General features: G+C 69.8%; 14 protein-coding genes. 5 read left to right on the top strand and 9 right to left on the bottom strand.

The window, feature by feature from the left end; genetic code table 11:
* Nucleotides 1–278: 278 nt before the first annotated feature.
* The 3 genes from BM417_RS06010 to BM417_RS06000 form a co-directional block, all read right to left on the bottom strand.
* A complete protein-coding gene (locus BM417_RS06010; RefSeq protein ID WP_093588780.1) occupies nt 279–605 on the bottom strand; it encodes a hypothetical protein in 327 nt (108 codons plus the stop codon).
* 141 nt (nt 606–746) lie between these two features.
* Nucleotides 747–1412 carry a response regulator gene (locus BM417_RS06005; protein WP_093588779.1) on the bottom strand — a complete coding sequence of 222 codons (666 nt, stop codon included), beginning with the start codon at nt 1410–1412 and terminating at the stop codon, nt 747–749.
* The gene (locus BM417_RS06000; RefSeq protein ID WP_093588778.1) at nt 1409–2560 is read right to left on the bottom strand and encodes a sensor histidine kinase; all 1152 of its coding nucleotides are present in this window, start codon (nt 2558–2560) and stop codon (nt 1409–1411) included. Before BM417_RS06000 ends, BM417_RS06005 begins: the two co-directional genes overlap by 4 nt.
* A 149-nt stretch (nt 2561–2709) precedes the next feature.
* On the opposite strand from BM417_RS06000, the gene BM417_RS05995 reads away from it, so the two are divergent.
* From BM417_RS05995 to BM417_RS05985, 3 genes are read left to right on the top strand one after another with little or no spacing between them, the layout of a single operon-like run.
* A complete protein-coding gene (locus BM417_RS05995) occupies nt 2710–3453 on the top strand; it encodes an ABC transporter ATP-binding protein (RefSeq protein WP_093588777.1) in 744 nt (247 codons plus the stop codon).
* On the top strand, nt 3453–5864 hold the full coding sequence (locus BM417_RS05990) for an ABC transporter permease (protein ID WP_093588776.1): 2412 nt from the start codon (nt 3453–3455) through the stop codon (nt 5862–5864). Before BM417_RS05995 ends, BM417_RS05990 begins: the two co-directional genes overlap by 1 nt.
* Before the next feature lie 38 nt (nt 5865–5902).
* The gene (locus BM417_RS05985; RefSeq protein ID WP_245821728.1) at nt 5903–7330 is read left to right on the top strand and encodes an alpha/beta fold hydrolase; all 1428 of its coding nucleotides are present in this window, start codon (nt 5903–5905) and stop codon (nt 7328–7330) included.
* A gap of 1 nt (nt 7331) precedes the next feature.
* Here BM417_RS05985 and BM417_RS05980 read toward each other — a convergent pair whose 3' ends face one another.
* Both BM417_RS05980 and BM417_RS05975 read right to left on the bottom strand, forming a co-directional pair.
* Nucleotides 7332–8792, bottom strand: coding sequence for a carboxylesterase/lipase family protein (locus BM417_RS05980; RefSeq protein WP_093588775.1), 1461 nt, complete (start codon nt 8790–8792; stop codon nt 7332–7334).
* 8 nt (nt 8793–8800) lie between these two features.
* Entirely contained in the window at nt 8801–9700 is a 900-nt protein-coding gene (locus BM417_RS05975) for an MBL fold metallo-hydrolase (protein ID WP_093590732.1), read from the bottom strand.
* Between the two features lie 101 nt (nt 9701–9801).
* On the opposite strand from BM417_RS05975, the gene BM417_RS05970 reads away from it, so the two are divergent.
* The gene (locus BM417_RS05970) at nt 9802–10680 is read left to right on the top strand and encodes a helix-turn-helix domain-containing protein (protein WP_093588774.1); all 879 of its coding nucleotides are present in this window, start codon (nt 9802–9804) and stop codon (nt 10678–10680) included.
* A 30-nt stretch (nt 10681–10710) separates the two neighbouring features.
* On the opposite strand, the gene BM417_RS05965 is transcribed toward BM417_RS05970, so the two are convergent.
* Nucleotides 10711–11718: a magnesium and cobalt transport protein CorA gene (locus tag BM417_RS05965; RefSeq protein WP_093588773.1), complete on the bottom strand. Its 1008-nt coding sequence runs from the start codon at nt 11716–11718 to the stop codon at nt 10711–10713.
* A gap of 165 nt (nt 11719–11883) precedes the next feature.
* Between BM417_RS05965 and BM417_RS05960 the strand changes: the two genes are divergently transcribed.
* Entirely contained in the window at nt 11884–13872 is a 1989-nt protein-coding gene (locus BM417_RS05960; RefSeq protein WP_093588772.1) for an APC family permease, read from the top strand.
* Here the strand turns inward: BM417_RS05960 and phoU are convergent.
* The 3 genes from phoU to BM417_RS05945 form a co-directional block, all read right to left on the bottom strand.
* Nucleotides 13814–14491 carry a phosphate signaling complex protein PhoU gene (gene phoU, locus BM417_RS05955; protein ID WP_093588771.1) on the bottom strand — a complete coding sequence of 226 codons (678 nt, stop codon included), beginning with the start codon at nt 14489–14491 and terminating at the stop codon, nt 13814–13816. The two genes, BM417_RS05960 and phoU, sit on opposite strands and share 59 nt — an antisense overlap.
* A gap of 73 nt (nt 14492–14564) precedes the next feature.
* Nucleotides 14565–15353 carry an SDR family NAD(P)-dependent oxidoreductase gene (locus BM417_RS05950; RefSeq protein ID WP_093590729.1) on the bottom strand — a complete coding sequence of 263 codons (789 nt, stop codon included), beginning with the start codon at nt 15351–15353 and terminating at the stop codon, nt 14565–14567.
* Nucleotides 15353–16036 (bottom strand): SDR family NAD(P)-dependent oxidoreductase, encoded by a 684-nt coding sequence (locus BM417_RS05945; RefSeq protein WP_093588770.1) that lies wholly within the window; start codon nt 16034–16036, stop codon nt 15353–15355. Before BM417_RS05945 ends, BM417_RS05950 begins: the two co-directional genes overlap by 1 nt.
* Nucleotides 16037–16171: the final 135 nt, after the last annotated feature.

Below are 16171 nucleotides of genomic sequence, written 5' to 3'. Positions count from 1 at the left end.
TCCGCGTTGACCGCAACCATCGGAGAGTTCGATGAGATTCCGGTCCGAGCCTAGTCCGGAAAACCCTGTGAGGTGACCAAAATCGGCAGCGCGATTCTTCACTTTGGCGAGAAGGAGAAGTTTCCGCTGTACACCATCGACGGGAACCGGCTGAGCGCTGTTCGCGCTCACGCTCCGAAGCGTGCGACCGTCCACTTGAGATTCGACGTGATGACCTGGTGTTCCACTGCCGTGAGCGATCGGGAGGCCCACCAGCCTCCCGATCGCTCATCACGCCGTCAGCACGTCGGCAGCGTGTTGGTCTCGCTGATGACGTCGCTGTCCTTCACAAAGCCCCAGTTGGCGGTGGTGTCGGCCTGGGTGTAGATCCACCTGTTGGGGTGCGGACCGCCGCCTCCCGTGGGGTCGCCCTCGTAGCGGCACTTGAACCAACTCGGGCTGGTGAGCAGGCGCCCCACTTCCTTGCCCGCCCACTCCACCCGGATGTCCCTGTTGTTGTCGCACCGCCAGCCTTTGTACGACCTCCAGCACCCCTGCGCCGCGGCCGTCGGGTCCGCAACGGCCGTTCCGGCGCTCAGCCCGATCAAGCCCACCGCGAGTGCCATCGCGGCAAGGCTTTTCCTCGCAACCTGCTTCACTGGATTCCCCCTCGATTCGCCGACTCGTGGTGTCGGCGCACAGTGAAGCTATGCACGGCACGATCACCCGGCAATCATTTTGCGGATGATCAAACAGCTCGTGACCGCTCAGCCGGTGACGACGCCGGTGCGCCAAGCCCAGGCCGCGATCTCGACGCGGTTGCGGACGGCGAGCTTGCGTTGCGCGTTCGCCAGGTGCGTCTTCACGGTGGCGACGGAGACGTACAGCTTGGCGCCGATCTCGTCGTTCGTGTGGCCGTTCGCGACGAGCTTCACGACGTCCAGTTCGCGGTCGGTCAGCGGTTCGGGCAGCGGCCTGTCCACAGTGGACTCTCCGGCCTGCCGCGCCGGCGCCAGCTTCGACAGCAGCCGCACCGTCACGGCGGGGGAGATGAGGCTGGTGCCGGTGGAGGCGGCGCGGACCGCCTCGATCAGCAGCGCCGGTGACATGTCCTTGAGCAGGAACCCGCACGCGCCGTTCCGCAGCGCGCGGTACACGTACTCGTCGAGGTCGAACGTGGTCGCGATGAGCACGTTGAGGGGTGCGTCCACACCGGGGCCGGCGAGCAGACGCGTCGCTTCCAGGCCGTCGAGTGCGGGCATCCGGATGTCCAGCAGGCAGACGTCTGGGCGCAGGCGGCGGGCCTGCTCGACCGCGCTCTCGCCGTCCGCGACGCTCGCCACGACCTCCATGTCGGGCTGTGTGCCGAGGATCATCCCGAACGCCGAGCGGATCATCTCCTGGTCGTCGGCGATCAGCACACGGATTGTCATGCGGTGGAGGATGGCAGAAGCGCCGTCACGGCCCAACCACGACCCGTCGGGCCCGCGGTGAGGCTGCCACCGGCCGACTCCACCCGTTCGGCCAGGCCGACCAGGCCGAAGCCGCCCTTGGGCAGGCCGTTGTCGCCTGCCTGACCGTCGTTGGTGACGCTGATCTCCACCTCCTGCCCCCTGGCGCGGGCGCTGACCGTCACCTCGCTGACGCGGGTGGCGTGCCGCAGCACGTTGGTGAGCGCCTCCTGCACCACGTGCCGGGCGGCGTCCACAGTGGAGTTGGGCAGGTCGAGGGAGGCGATCGCAGGGTCGACGTTCGTGCTCACCGGTGCGCCGGTGAAGCTGCTCGCGAGGTCGTTCACCATCAGGGTGAGCGCCTGGTGGGGGTGCATCGGGGCGTTGTCGTCGCGCAGGACGTTGACCATGGTCCGCATCGACGTCAACGCCTGCGAGCCCGCCCGTTCGATGCCGTCGAGCATCTTGTCCAGCACCACCGGGTCGGGCAGTTGCCCGCTGCCCGTGGCGAAGCGGACCGCCTGGGTCTGCACGACGATCGCGGTCACGTGGTGGGCCACGAAGTCGTGCAGGTCGCGGGCGTACTCCAGCCGTTGTGCCTGCCGGGACAGCTGGAACGAGTCGGTGCGGCTGCGGTCGTACAGCCGCATGACCAGGCCGAGCAGCAGGACGAACGCCAGCACCACGGCGATGATGAACGCCATCAAGGGGGTGTAGGCGGCGTCCAGGTCCGCCAGGCGCAACGGCAGCGTGGTCGCGGCGAGGCTCAGCAGCACGCACAGCCCCGCCGCGCGCCAGGCCGGGAACACCAGCAGGGTCCGGACGCAGAGGCAGGCGAGCCCGATGAGCTCGAAGAACCCGAACGTGTTGTCGAGGTGACCGGGCAGCACGGTCGCGCTCACGACGGTGAAGACGATCGACAGCGTCCCGATGCCCGCCACGGCGCGCGCGGCGAGGTCGCGCGTGAACAACGCCACCGAGGGCAGGATCCCGCAGACCACCAATCCCACGGCGCCGTACGCGCTCGGTGAGCTGAACGCCTCGACGACCAGCACGGCGCCCCCGGCCGCGACGATCAGCCAGAAGACGACGCGTTGCCACCAGGTGAGCCGCGTCAGGATGCCTGTCATACCGGCGACGGTAGGTCAGAGCCGCGGCGAGCCGCCTCAACCTTTTGGCGGAGCCGCGCCGAGATCACTCAACAGTGCGATGGATCCGCGCGCCGTCCTCCGTCAGCAGGCTTTGGACCGTTCCCCGAAGTCGACGAGAACGGTGCCAGATGGATCAGCGAACGGTGGCGGTGGCCGACCGGCTGGGCAAGGTGTACGGGTCAGGGCAGGCCGCGGTGACGGCGCTGGACGAGGTGTCCGCGCAGTTCCGGCGCGGCGAGTTCACCGCGGTGATGGGGCCTTCCGGCTCGGGCAAGTCCACCCTCATGCACTGCCTGGCCGGACTTGACACGCCGACCTCGGGCAAGGCGTGGGTCGGTGGCGCCGACCTCGGCTCGCTGAAGGAGGCCGAGCTCACGCGGCTGCGGCGGGACAGGATCGGGTTCGTCTTCCAGTCGTTCAACCTGCTGCCGACGCTGACGGCCTGGGAGAACATCGTCCTGCCGCTGACGCTGGCCGGGACGAAACCGGACCAGGACTGGACGCGGCGGGTGGTCGACGCGGTCGGGCTCGGCGACCGGCTCGGGCACCGCCCCTCCGAGCTGTCCGGCGGCCAGCAGCAGCGCGTGGCCTGCGCGCGGGCGCTCGTGTCGCGACCGGAGATCGTGGTGGCCGACGAACCGACCGGCAACCTCGACTCCCGCAGCGGTGCGCAGATCCTGGGGCTGCTGCGCCGGTGCGCGAAGGAGTGGGGACAGACGGTGCTGATGGTCACGCACGACCCGATCGCCGCCGGCTACGCGGACCGCGTGCTGTTCCTCGCCGACGGCCGGATCGTCGACGAGATGGCCGGCCCCACCCCGGATCTGGTGCTGGACCGGATGCGCCGCTTCGACGGCCAGGCGGTGCGCTGATGATCCGCGTCGCATGGCGGTCCATGACGGACAACCGCACGCGCTTCCTCCTGCCGGCGATCGCGATCGTGTTCGGCGTCGCGTTCGTCACCGGGTCGCTGGTCTACGGCGACACCGTGCGCGCGGCCGTGGAAGGCGCCCCCAAGGACTTCGACGTCCAGGTCGAGCAACGGGACAACAAGGCCATGTCCCCCGCGACGGTCGAACAGCTGCGCGGCGTGGCCGGGGTCGGCGGCCTGCGCCCGGTCGCGGAAGGCCCCACGTTCCTGGTCGGCAAGGACGGCAAGCTCGTCGGCACTCCGGGATCCGACGGCGGGGTCGGCTTCGACCCGCAGCGCCACAAGCTGACCAGCGGCACCGCTCCGGCCGGACGGGACGAGGTCGCGCTCGACAAGTGGGCCGCACAACGCGCGGGCTACCAGGTAGGCGACAAGATGCGGGTCGTCGTGGCGGGCACGGCGCGCGACGTCCGGCTGACCGGTGTGTTCGACTACCAGAACACCCGGATCGTGCAGGGCGGCACGCTCGTCGCGTTCGCCGACGCCACGGCGCGCGAGCAGTTCGCCCCCGGTTCCGGCGGCTACACCTCGGCTTTGCTCACCGCCGCGCCGGGCACCAGCCAGGACGCGCTGGCCACGGCGGTGGCGACGGCGCTGCCCGACCTGCGGACGTCCACCGCTGACGAGCTGACCGGGCTCGAGGCGAGCGACAACGACAAGCTGACCATGATCCTGCTGATCTTCGCGGGCGTGGCGTTGTTCTCGTCGGCCTTCCTGGTGTCCAACACCTTCACGATGCTCGCCGCCGCCAGGGCGCGCGAACACGCGCTGCTGCGGGCGATCGGTGCCGGCCGGCGGTACGTGCTGCGCATGGTCCTCACCGAGGCGACCCTGCTGGGCGTCGCCGCGACCGTGGTCGGCTACCTGCTCGGCGTGGGTGGCGCGGCCGTGTTGAAGGCGCAGTTCGCCGTGTTCGAAGGGGCGCCGGTCCCGTTGCGGCCGTTCACCCCGGCCACCGTGCTCGCGGCGTTCGGCGTCGGACTCGGCGTGACCCTGCTGGCCGCCTACCTCCCGGCCCGCCGGGCCGCCGCGATCCCCCCGATCGCGGCACTGCGCACCGGCCTGCCCCCGACGGGGAAGTCGTTGCGCCGCAGGAACATCACGGGCTTCGTGGTCACTGCGATCGGCACCCTCATGGTGGTGCTCGGGCGAGGTGAGCAGACCATGATCTACCTCGGCGCGCCGGCCATGCTGATCGGCCTGATCATCCTCACGCCGTTGCTCGCCGCGGGACTGACCTCCGTGCTGCGCGGTCCGTTGACCCGTTTCGCCGGCCTCACCGGCACCCTCGCCGTGGAGAACACCCGCCGCAACCCGCGCCGCACCGGTGCGACGGCGAGCGCGCTCATGATCGGACTGTCGGTCTGCGCCGCCGTCACCGTGCCGATCGCGTCGATCTCGGCGAAGAGCGCGGAGACCGCGAAGTCGTGGAACAGCGCGGACATCCAGGTGGAGGCGCTCCCGTTCGCGGACATCAGCCCGAGCGTGGCCGACGACATCGCGAAGGTACCCGGCGTCGAGCACGTCACGGCGTTGCACCAGGCGTTGCTGCCGCTGGAGAAGGGCGCTCTGCAGGTGACGGGGGTGAACGCCGGGTCGATCAGCGCACTCGTGCCGCTGACGATTCGCGAGGGCTCGCTGGACCAGCTGGGCACGGGCATCGCGGTGCAGAGCGGTGTCGCGGCGGCACACGGGTGGACGGTGGGTTCGAAGGTGGGCAAGGAGAAACCGCTCACAGTCGTGGCCACCTTCGACGCACCCGAGGAGTTCGGCGCGGATGCCCTCGTCGACACGGCGAACATCCCGGCGGGGGAGCTCTGGACCCGCGAGGTGCTCATCAAAGCCGGCGGATCAGCGGAGAAGGTGCGTGACGACATCCGCACTGCACTGGACAACCCGGTCCTCGTGGTGCAGACGCGCGACGAGTACATCGAGGCGCAGGCCGCGCAGTTCGACCTCTACCTCAACCTCCTCTACGCGATGCTGAGCGTCTCGGTCCTGATCGGCGCGATGTCGGTGGTCAACACCATGACCATGTCCACAATGGAACGCATCCGCGAGATCGGTCTGCTGCGCGCGGTCGGGCTCGGCCGGTCCCAGGTGGGGGCCGTGCTGCGGATCGAGTCGGTGATCATCGCGGTGATCGGCGCGCTGGCGGGCGTCGTGTCGGGCTGCCTGATCGGGGCGATGACGGTGAGCGGACAGGCGAACACCACCCCGGTGCTCCCATGGGACCGGCTGGCCGTGTTCATGGCGATCACCGTGGCGATCGGTGTCGCCGCGGCCTTCGTCCCCGCCCGCCGCGCCGTGCGGATCCCGATCCTGACAGCGATCAAGACGGACACCGAGTAGCCATGTCTGCCAACCTGAGGAGAATACCGTTGCGTCCCATGCTGTCCGTGGTCGTGCTGATGGGCTCTGTGCTCTGCACCAGCGGCGTCGCTTCCGCCGCGGAGCGTCCGGACTGGAAACCGTGCTCGGCGGTGGCCGCCGGATGGAATCTGGACGACCCGCGCACCGAATGCGCGATGGTCCGGGTACCGCTCGACCACGCGAACCCAGGCGGGCGGCAGATCGAGATCGCCGTCAGCAGGCTCAGGGCCACCGGCGACAGGACGGGCGCGATCCTGGTGAACCCCGGCGGACCCGGCCAGCAGGGCGTCACGATGCCGCGCCACCTCGCCGCGAGCAAGGCCGGCGGGCTCAACGTCCACCACGACCTCATCGGCTTCGACGCGCGCGGCATCGGTTACAGCACAGCCGTTCCGTGCGAAAGCGATGACACGCAGCCGGACCCGTCGCTGTCCCCGAAGGAACGCGCCCGGTTCGTCGCCGAACGCGACGCCAGGCGCAACCGCGAGTGCTTCGACCGCGACCCGGATCTCGCCCGCTCCATGACGACCCAGAACGTCGCCCGCGACATGGACGTCATCCGCGAGGCACTCGGCGAGACGAAGATCGGCTACTACGGGATCTCCTGGGGCACAGGGCTCGGCGCGATGTACCGGACGCTGTTCGACGATCGCGTGAGCCGGATGCTGCTCGACTCGGTCGTGCCGCCCGTGCTCGACGTGAAGACGATGGACGACGGTCAGGCCAACGCGGGGGAGAACACGTTCCACGAGTTCGCCGCCTGGATCGCCCGCTACGACGCCGTCTACCACCTCGGCTCGACCCAGACCGTTGTCGCACAAGCACTGCTGGACCTGCGGGCCGAGCTGACCGCCCACCCGCGCACGATGCCCGACGGCAGCGTCGTCGACGGCGACACCGTGAACCTGATGTACGCCAACCCCCGCAAGGAGTGGGCAGGCCTCGCCGCTCAGCTCAAGTCCATCAAGGACACCGGAGCGGCGGCGCCGAAACGGCCGGGCGGTCTCGGCTGGGACGCGGACGTCCACCGCTACGACCCGTTCCCGCAGACCGCGTTGCTGTGCAACGACTCGCCCAGCGCGCGTGACTTCGAGACCGTGTGGCGCCACCACGAGGAGCGCGTCGAACGCTTCCCCGTGGCCGGCCGGTTCGGGCTCTTCGAACAGCGCTGCGTCGGCTGGCCGACAAAGGGAGAACCGTGGGACCTCAAGGCCGGCAAGAGCCCGGTGCAGCTCGTCGCCCACCTGTACGAGCCGGTGACGCCGATCGGCTGGGCCCTGGAGATGCGCGGTCGCATCGGTGGCGACCTGATGACGATCGAGGACGACGCCCACGGCTCGTTGCAGGACCTGCCCTGCGCCGAGGCCGCGGTGACGTTCTTCGACACCGGCCGCACGTCGACGAGCAGCTGCGCGGGCGCACCGGTTCCAGGGCCCCAGCTGTAGCTCAGGACCGGACCCACGCCTGCCGTTCCGCGCCGCGGGGGTCGTCGACCGTGCCGCTGTCCAGGTCGAACCGCATGGTGGTGCGCCGGTCCAGGCGGTAGGGCGGCCAGCCGGGATCTCCGGTGCGGGCGAAGCGGACCCAGCTGTCGTGGACCCGCGTGACGAGGGACGACGGCGCGTCGTCGTCGCCGAGCAGCCTGTTCGGGCCGCGCAGTGAGGGGAGGTCGGTCCGCCCGAACACGAACGGGAGCTCGACCGTGTGCGTGGCGCCGAGCGCGCCGCCGAGCGCGGGTGACCGCCACGCGAACTCGTAGGCGAAAGCCCGGGAGTGACGGGCGTACACCTCGGTGAGCGCCCAGGTGCCCGCGCCGAACAGGGCGTCACCCAGGACGGCGGACCGGATCTCTCCGTCGGTGGCCGCCGGCCGTTGTTCGCGGTAGGTCCTGGCCAGCCGCAGGGGGTCGGGGTGCGCCTTGGCCGCGACGGCGTCCACGTCCGCGCTGGTCGAGCTGCCGTACGTGCCGAACGGGACCAGGTAGAGATTGCCCTCCTCGGTGTTCGCGCCGATGAGCAGATCGACCTCGGCGACGGCGGCGTCCGCTGGTTGCGTGTCGAGGACGAGGCTGAACGGGCTCAGCCCGGCCAGCGGATCGGTGTGTGCCGCGGTGCGCAGGTCGATGCCCGCGAGCTTGGACGCCGTCTCCACGAGACGTTCGTCCGAGATCCCGGCGAAGGCGTCGGCGCTCGCCTCGATGCCGAGGAGCCCGGCGGCGGCGCGGGTCACGAGGGACGCCTGCTCGGGGGAGAAGGCGCCCAGACCGCTTCCACTTTGGACGATGGCGCGCCGGAACAGCCCGGCGGCCTCGGGCGTGGCAAGCAGCCCGCCGACGATGGTCGCCCCGGCGGACTGGCCGAACACCGTGACGGTGCCGGGGTCGCCGCCGAACCCGGCGATGTTCTCCCGCACCCACCGCAGGGCCGCGACCACGTCGAGCAGGCCGCGGTTGGCCGGTGCGCCGGGAACGTCGAGGAACCCGGCGATGCCGAGGCGGTAGTTGACGGTGACGAGCACGACGCCGTCACGGGCGAACGCCGACCCGTCGTACATGTCGGCGCGTCCGGAGCCCGCGACGAAGCCGCCACCGTGCACGAACACCATGACGGGCAGGCCGGTGGCGGCGGGATCCGGCGTCCAGACGTTGACGGTGAGGTAGTCCTCGCCGTGGTGCCGGCCTTCACCGAAGTAGGCGCGCAGGTCCATGGTGCCGAGCAGCCGCGGCGCCTGCGGGGCGGTAGGCCCGAACTCGGTGGCGTCGAGCACGTCCCTCCACGGCTCGTGCTCCGCGGGTGCCGCGAACCGGCCGGCACCAGAAGGTGCGGCGGCGTAAGGGATGCCGAGGAAAGCGGCGATCCCGTCCCGGCTCAGCCCGCGCACGGCACCTCGGGTGGTGACGACCTCCATCGGCCGCCTCACCTCTGCCCGTACGGGGAGAAGGGCGCCCAGTCCTTGATGGCGAACGTGCCCCCGTCGCGCGCGATCTCCACGGCGCCCCCGCCCGGGAAGTGCGCCGGGAACACCAGCGTGCCGGTGTCCGCGGCCTCGCCCAGGATCCTGCGGCGGGTGGCGCGGGCCTCGGCAGGGTTCTCGCAGAAGCAGCTGTTGGCGTCCGGCTCGGGGACCTGCACCGGGGCGTGCATCAGGTCACCTGCGAACACCGCGCGGTCGGTGCCGGAGGCAAGGGTCAGGACGCTGGAGCCCGGAGTGTGGCCGGGTGCCGGTTCCAGGCGCAGGTTGGCGTCGATCTGGTGGCCGTGCTCCCACAGGTGCGTCAGACCGGCCTGGTGCACGGGGGCGACGCTGTCCTCGAAGACGTTCTGGTTGCCGCGGCCGAGCACAGCGGTCCTGTCGTTGGCGGGGTTCCAGAAGTCGAAGTCGTCCTTCGGCATCAGGTAGGTGGCGTTGGGGAAGGTCGGCACCCAGGCACGGTCCTCGAGGCGGGTGTTCCAGCCGACGTGGTCGATGTGCAGATGGGTGTTGACGACGACGTCCACGTCCTCGGGGCGGACGCCGGCGCGGGCGAGGTTGCCGAGGAAGTCCGTGTTGAGGTGGCTCCACACCGGGGCGTAGGGGCGCTCCTTGTGGTTGCCGACCCCGGTGTCGACCAGGATCGTCCTGCCCTCGCTGCGCAACAGCCACGTCTGGATGGCGGCACGCACGTTCCCGGTGGCGGGGTCGAGGAACTCCGGCGCCACGCCCTCCCAGACCTGCCTCGAGCTCTCGGGGAGGAAGACGTCGGGCGTCATCTCCACCGAGCCGTAGTACTCCCAGACGCGGGTGACGGAGACGTCACCCAGTTCGATCGTGTCCATGCCGTTGATGCTGCGAACCCCGGCCGTGGGCAACCAGACCCGCCCTTGCCTACCACTGGCGTGGTCAGGCTCGGCGCGGCCGGCGTGCGCATACTGGCCGGATGAGCGGACAGGGACAGCTCGCCGAGTACCTCCAAGCCTGCCGGGCGCGCCTGCGACCGGACCAGGTCGGTCTCTCGACCTACGGCGAACGGCGACGGGTCCCCGGCCTGCGTCGAGAGGAGGTCGCCGGCCTGGCCGGCGTCAGCGCCTCCTACTACGTCCGGCTGGAACAAGGACAGGCCCTGCACGCGTCGCAGGAGGTCGTGGCCGCTCTCGCCCGAGCGTTCCAACTGAACCCCGACGAACACGCCCACCTGCGCGAACTGGCCCAGCCACGACGCCACCGGACCGCGCCGAAGCCACCACCTGAACGCGTCTCGCCCGATACCGCCGAACTCGTCGCCACGCTCGCCCAACCGGCGATCCTGCTGGGCAGGCGCGGCGACGTGCTGGCGTGGAACCCCCTGGGCCACGCCTTCTTCGCGGGCCACCTCGACCGTTCCAGCCCCCAACGCCCCGCGGACCGTCCCAACATGACCAAGCTGGTCTTCCTCGACGCGCACACCCGCGCCCTCTACCAGAACTGGGCGGTCAAGGCCCGTGCGGTGGTCGGCAACCTCCGCCTCACCGCCGGCAAGTACCCGGAAGACCGGGAACTGAGCGCCCTCGTGGGGGAACTGGCGACCCGCAGCCCCGAGTTCGCGACCATGTGGGCCGACCACCGGGTGCGCGCCTGCGACAGCACCGCGCACCAGATGCACCACCCCGTCGCGGGGGAGATCGTGGTGAAGCAGCAGACACTCCGCATCCCGCACGCCCCGGACCAGACGCTGACAGTCGTGACTGCGCAACCGGGTTCGGCGGCGGAAGCCGCGCTCACGTTGCTCGGGCAGGCCGTGGCGATGGGACGACCGGAGGTGCTCGCCGAACCGTGCTGACCGCAGTTCAGCCCTTCGCTTCGCGGAGCTTTAGAGCCACTTGTTGCGCTTGAGCAGCCGGTGCACCACGAGACAGGCGATGAGCAGCACGGCGAGCACCAGCGGGCGGCCGTAGGTCCACCGCAGTTCAGGCATGTGGTCGAAGTTCATGCCGTACACGCCGACTCCCATGGTCGGCACGGCGATGATCGCCACCCAGGAGGAGATCTTCCGCATGTCGGCGTTCAGCTGGAGTGTCACCTTGGCGACCGTGGCGCTGAGCAGTGAGGTCAGCAGTTCGTCGAAACGGGTGATCCGGTCCGAGACCGTGGTCAGGTGGTCCTCGACGTCGCGGAGGTAGGACCGCACCTCGTCGGGCACCAGCGGGGTGGCGCCTTCGACCAGCCGGTGCAGCGGCGCCGACAGCGGGGTCACCGCCCGCCGCAGTTCGAGGATCTCCCGTCGCATCAGGTACATCTGTTCCGCGCCGACCTCGCTCCGTGGCGCGAACACGAGGGACTCCATGAGGTCGATGTCGGCCTCGCAGGCGTCGGTGACGGCCAGGTACTCGTCCACGACGCGGTCGGCGATCGCGTGCAGCACCGCTGCGGGCCCGACCTGAAGACGTTCGGGCTCGGCCTCGAGCTCGGTTCGCAGGCCGTGCAGCCCGGAGTGCTGGCCGTGCCGGACGGTGACGATGAAGTCGTCCCCGACGAAGGCCATGATCTCGCCGGTCAGGACGATCTCGTTCGCGGTCTGAGGCGAGTCGTTCTCGACGTGGCAGACGGTCTTCATCGCCATGAACAGCGTGTCGCCGCGATGATCCAACGTGGGACGCCGATGCCTGCGGACCGCGTCCTCCGCGGCCTGCTCGCGCAGGCCACAGGTTCTCGCGAGGCCGTGGAACTGGTGCTTCTCCGGCTCGAACAGGCCGATCCAGACGAACCCCTCGCCGCGGTCTCGGACCTCCGTGAGCGCACCCGCGTACGTCCACGTGCCAGGCAGCCGCTTGCCGTCGACGTAGACGGCGCAGTCCACCACGGTCGCGGGCTCGATCACGCTGCCAGCCTCACCGAGCGTGTGACGGCTGGGAAGGGGTCACCCGAATGCGCAGACGATTTTTACGCGATCTTGATGCCGAGGGGTCCTGCCTTTACGCAGGCAGGACTTCACGCGAAGTTGACTCGCTCCCAAATGACTGCACATCACCACGGGGGCACGGGCATGACCGACACGTCGCAGCAACACGCGATACCTGAACGCGTGGACAGCCCGGTACGCCCGGCCGCTCCCGCGACAGGGGTGGGGCGGTGGTTGTTGAAGCATCGGGTGCAGCCGGTGGTGGGCCCGGAGAGCGGCGAGGCGCACGCCGTGCCGCAGTCGTGGTGGAAGGTGATGTGCCTGACCGGTGTGGACTACTTCTCCACGCTGTCCTACCTGCCGGCCATCGCGGCGCTCGCGGCCGGAGCGGTCTCACCGCTGGCGACGCTGCTGATCGTGGCGCTGACACTGCTCGGGATGCTGCCGATGTACCGGCGCGTCGCGAAGGAGAGCCCGCACGGGCAGGGCTCGGTGGCGATGCTCGAGAACCTGCTGCCGTTCTGGCGCGGCAAGCTGTTCGTGTTGGTGCTGCTGGGGTTCGTGGCCACGTCGTGGATCATCACGATCACGCTGTCTTCCGCCGATGCCACCGTGCACCTGCTGGAGAACCCGTTGGCTCCAGGCTTCCTGCACGGCCACGAGGTCACCGTGACCGTCGTGTTGCTGCTCGTGCTGGGCGGGGTGTTCCTGCTCGGGTTCAGCGAGGCCGTCGGAGTGGCGATCCCGCTCGTCGCGGTGTTCCTGCTGCTGAACGCCGTCGTTGTCGTCGCGGGCGTCGGGCAGGTGTTGTCCGAACCTGTCGTGCTCGACCGCTGGATTGATGCGTTGACCTCAGGCGGAGGCGGGTGGGGCGGTGTGGTCGGGCCGGCGATCCTGGCGTTCCCGCTGCTGGTTCTCGGGTTGTCGGGCTTCGAGACCGGTGTGAGCATGATGCCGTTGGTGGCATCGAAGGGGACTACCGCCGAGGAACGTCTGCGGGATCGCGTCCGCAACACCCGCAAGCTGCTCACGGCCGCCGCTCTGATCATGTCGGTGTACCTGATCGCTACCAGCTTCGTCACCACCGTGCTGATCCCCGCGCAGGAGTTCCAGGCGGGTGGCCAGGCGAACGGCCGCGCCCTCGCCTACCTCGCTCACGAGCTGCTCGGTGAGGGCGTCGGCACCGCCTACGACATCAGCAGCATCCTCATCCTGTGGTTCGCGGGCGCGTCGGCGATGGCGGGTCTGATCAACATCGTGCCGCGCTACCTGCCTTCCTACGGCATGGCGCCGGAGTGGTCTCGTGCGGTGCGGCCGGTGGTGATCGTCTACACCGTGATCTGCATCCTGGTGACGATCGTCTTCAACGCCGACGTCAACGCGCAGGCCGGGGCCTACGCGACCGGCATCCTGGCCATGATGGTCTCCGCCTCCGTCGCGGTCGCCATCTCCGCGATGCGTCGTCGCCGGCGGATCGCCGTCGTCGCGTTCACCGTGTTGACGCTGATCCTGCTCTACGCGCTGGTCGAGAACGTGATCGAGAAGCCGGACGGCCTGACCATCTCGCTGTTCTTCATCCTCGGCATCATCGCGATCTCGCTGGTCTCCCGCGTCACCCGCACGACCGAGTTGAGGGTGGAGCACATCGAACTGGACGAGGCCGCGCGCCGGTTCGTCGCCGACACGCTCGCCTACGACGGTGCCGTGACTCTGATCGCCAACCGTCGTCAAGCGGGCGACGCCGCCGAGTACGCGGAGAAGGAGGCCGAGCAGCGGGGGATGAACCCCGTGCCCGGCTCGGCGGACGTGATCTTCCTGGAGATCGACGTGGTCGATCCCTCCGACTTCAGTGAGGTGCTGCAGGTGCGCGGGGTCGAGGTCGACGGCCATCGGATCCTGCGAGCCGACAGTCCCGCCGCGCCCAACGCGATCGCCGCGATCCTGCTCGCCCTGCGCGACTGCACCGGCGTGCGGCCCCACTGTCACTTCGCCTGGAGCGAGGGAAACCCGCTGGGCCACCTGTTCCGCTACCTGCTGCTCGGCCGCGGTGACACGGCCCCGGTGGTGCGGGAGATCATCCGAGCGAGTGAACCGGACCCGGAACGGCGGCCTGGCATTCACGTCGGAGGCTGACAGCGGAGACCTTGCGGGCGACCGACACGGCGTGGTCGGTGAACCGTTCGTAGTAGCGGCTCAGCAACGCTGCTTCGACTCCTGCGGCGACGCCGTGTCTCCACTCGCCGCAGGAGATGACGGCGAACAACGAGCGGTGCAGGTCGTTCATCGCCTGATCGTCCGCCGTCAGTTGCTGCCGCAGCATCGGGTTCGGCCCGCGGACGGCCCAGCCCGCGGTGACGGCGGAGCGGATGGCGATCTCGGCCATCTGCTCGAAGCGGGCGTGCAACGGGGGTGCCAGCACCGTCTCGGGATGCCTGCGGCGCACCGCCAGGGCGACGTGCTCCGCGAGGTCACCCATCCGTTCGACGCGCTCCACGGACAGCGTGACGGACAGGATGGTGCGCAGGTCGGTCGCGACCGGGGACTGGAGCGCGAGCAGCATCTGGACGTCGTGCTCGACGCGGTCACGTGCCTCGTCGAGGCTCACGTCGTCGGCGATCACCTGTTCGGCGAGCTGGAGATCGTTGTCCAGCAACGCGTCCGTGGCGCGGCGCATCGCCACGGCGGTCAGGTCGCACATGTGGGCGAGCTGAAGGACGAGCACGTCGAGCTGGTGGTGGAACAGGTCGCGCATCGCGATCGTCCTCTCTCGGACTGTGGGACGGCGCGGAGCAGCTGCAGTCTGCTCCGCGCCGCATTCGGTTGGCCTACTTGACGGTCTGCAACGTGAGGCGTTCGCTCAGGCGCCAGAGCCGTTCGACCACCTGCGGGTCGTCGACGGACGGCGCTGCCTTGGCGGGCAGCCTGCCGTCGTAGTAGGCGCCGTTGACGAATCCGGTGCGGGTGAAGCACAGGTGCGTGACGGGAACCGCGCCATCGCTCGCCGGCCGGCCTCGGAAGCTGTAGGCGGGCAACATGTCGGTGTCGATGACCCCGGGATGCACGCTGACAGCCGTCCGCCCGCTCGGGCCGAACTCCGCCAGAGCCCTGGTGAACATCGTCAGGGCGAGTTTCGACTGCGCGTACGCGGCACCCCGCTGGTAGCGCCGGCGCCGGTTCAGGTCGTTCCAGCTGAGGTGCCCGGCGCGGTGCAGCGTCGACGACACGTTGACCACGCGTCCTTCCGGCGACAGCGCGTCGTCGAGCAGCCTGGTCAGCAGGAACGGCGCGAGGTAGTTGACCTGGAACGTGATCTCGTTCCCGTCCTCGGTGAACGTCGCGGTCTCCGGTCCGGCGGTGGCCGCGTTGTTCACCAACACGTCGAGGTGTGCCACCTCGCACGCCATCGAGGCGACCTCGTCGAGCCGGGTGAAGTCAGCGCCGAGTGCCCGCAGCCTGGCCGCGGGCACGCCGGTGCGAGCCAGCCTGTCCACTGTGGACGAGGCGAGGTGGGCCGTCCTGGCGTGCACGATGACCGTGGCGCCGTCGTTGGCCAGCTGTCGGGCGGTCTCGTAGCCGATTCCGCTCGACGCGCCGGTGACGAGAACGGTGGGCATCACACACCGTCCTCGGGCTGGAGCCCGCTGTCGGTGAGGGTCAGCCGTGGCCACACCACGGGCTGGTCGCTCACCCGAGGCGAAGGCAGCACGGCCTTCGCCCTGGTCTCGTCGAGGTGCAACAGCTTCGGATCGGCACCGCCGGGATCCACGTTCACCGCCGTGCTGGCCTTGGCCAGCGCGTTCGTCAGCATCGTCAGCGCGAGCTCCGACCGGGTGAAGTCCTTCGAGCTCGGGGAACCGCCGCGGTGCGGCTCGGACGACAGGTTGATCACCCGAGGGGCCGATGCCCTGCCCATCGGCCCCTCGAGCCCTCTGGTCAGCAGAACCGGCGCGAGGTAGTTCACCTGGAGGGCGAGGTCGTTGCCGTCCTCGGTGATGACGCACCGGTCGGAGCCGACGATCGTGGCCGCGTTGACGAGCAGGTCGAGCACCGGGTGCTCCGCGGCGACCTGGCGGGCCAGCAGGGTCACCGAGTCGAGAGACGCGAAGTCCGCGTCGACGGGATGCACGCGCGTCGGGTCGGCGCCACCGTCCACGAGCCGTTGCGCGGCATCCCAGCTCTGCTCGGCCGTGCGGGCGTGCAGCACGACGACGTGGCCGTCAGCCAGGAGAGCACGGGCGGCGTCGAAGCCGACGCCATGACTTCCGCCCGTGACGAGGGCGATCGGAAGAGGAGACACGGTTCATCCCAAGAGGTGGCAGCGAGAAACCCCGGCGCGCGAAGAGAAGGGCGGCACAGGGCGGACGGGAGCGGGACCGGCTAGAGAGCCGGGCCGGTATTGGGCGGCTGGTCGTCGTGACGCACGCCGCAGCTC

This window comes from Lentzea waywayandensis, from assembly GCF_900115955.1.
GTDB lineage: Bacteria > Actinomycetota > Actinomycetes > Mycobacteriales > Pseudonocardiaceae > Lentzea > Lentzea waywayandensis.
This window is presented reverse-complemented; position numbering and strand designations above follow the sequence as displayed.

Excerpts from the sequence above, each read along its gene's own strand:
- BM417_RS06010 (WP_093588780.1), bottom strand. The coding sequence starts at position 605 with ATGGCACTCGCGGTGGGCTTGATCGGGCTGAGCGCCGGAACGGCCGTT.
- BM417_RS06005 (WP_093588779.1), bottom strand. The coding sequence starts at position 1,412 with ATGACAATCCGTGTGCTGATCGCCGACGACCAGGAGATGATCCGCTCG.
- BM417_RS06000 (WP_093588778.1), bottom strand. The coding sequence starts at position 2,560 with ATGACAGGCATCCTGACGCGGCTCACCTGGTGGCAACGCGTCGTCTTC.
- BM417_RS05995 (WP_093588777.1), top strand. The coding sequence starts at position 2,710 with ATGGATCAGCGAACGGTGGCGGTGGCCGACCGGCTGGGCAAGGTGTAC.
- BM417_RS05990 (WP_093588776.1), top strand. The coding sequence starts at position 3,453 with ATGATCCGCGTCGCATGGCGGTCCATGACGGACAACCGCACGCGCTTC.
- BM417_RS05985 (WP_245821728.1), top strand. The coding sequence starts at position 5,903 with ATGCTGTCCGTGGTCGTGCTGATGGGCTCTGTGCTCTGCACCAGCGGC.
- BM417_RS05980 (WP_093588775.1), bottom strand. The coding sequence starts at position 8,792 with ATGGAGGTCGTCACCACCCGAGGTGCCGTGCGCGGGCTGAGCCGGGAC.
- BM417_RS05975 (WP_093590732.1), bottom strand. The coding sequence starts at position 9,700 with ATGGACACGATCGAACTGGGTGACGTCTCCGTCACCCGCGTCTGGGAG.
- BM417_RS05970 (WP_093588774.1), top strand. The coding sequence starts at position 9,802 with ATGAGCGGACAGGGACAGCTCGCCGAGTACCTCCAAGCCTGCCGGGCG.
- BM417_RS05960 (WP_093588772.1), top strand. The coding sequence starts at position 11,884 with ATGACCGACACGTCGCAGCAACACGCGATACCTGAACGCGTGGACAGC.
- phoU (WP_093588771.1), bottom strand. The coding sequence starts at position 14,491 with ATGCGCGACCTGTTCCACCACCAGCTCGACGTGCTCGTCCTTCAGCTC.
- BM417_RS05950 (WP_093590729.1), bottom strand. The coding sequence starts at position 15,353 with ATGCCCACCGTTCTCGTCACCGGCGCGTCGAGCGGAATCGGCTACGAG.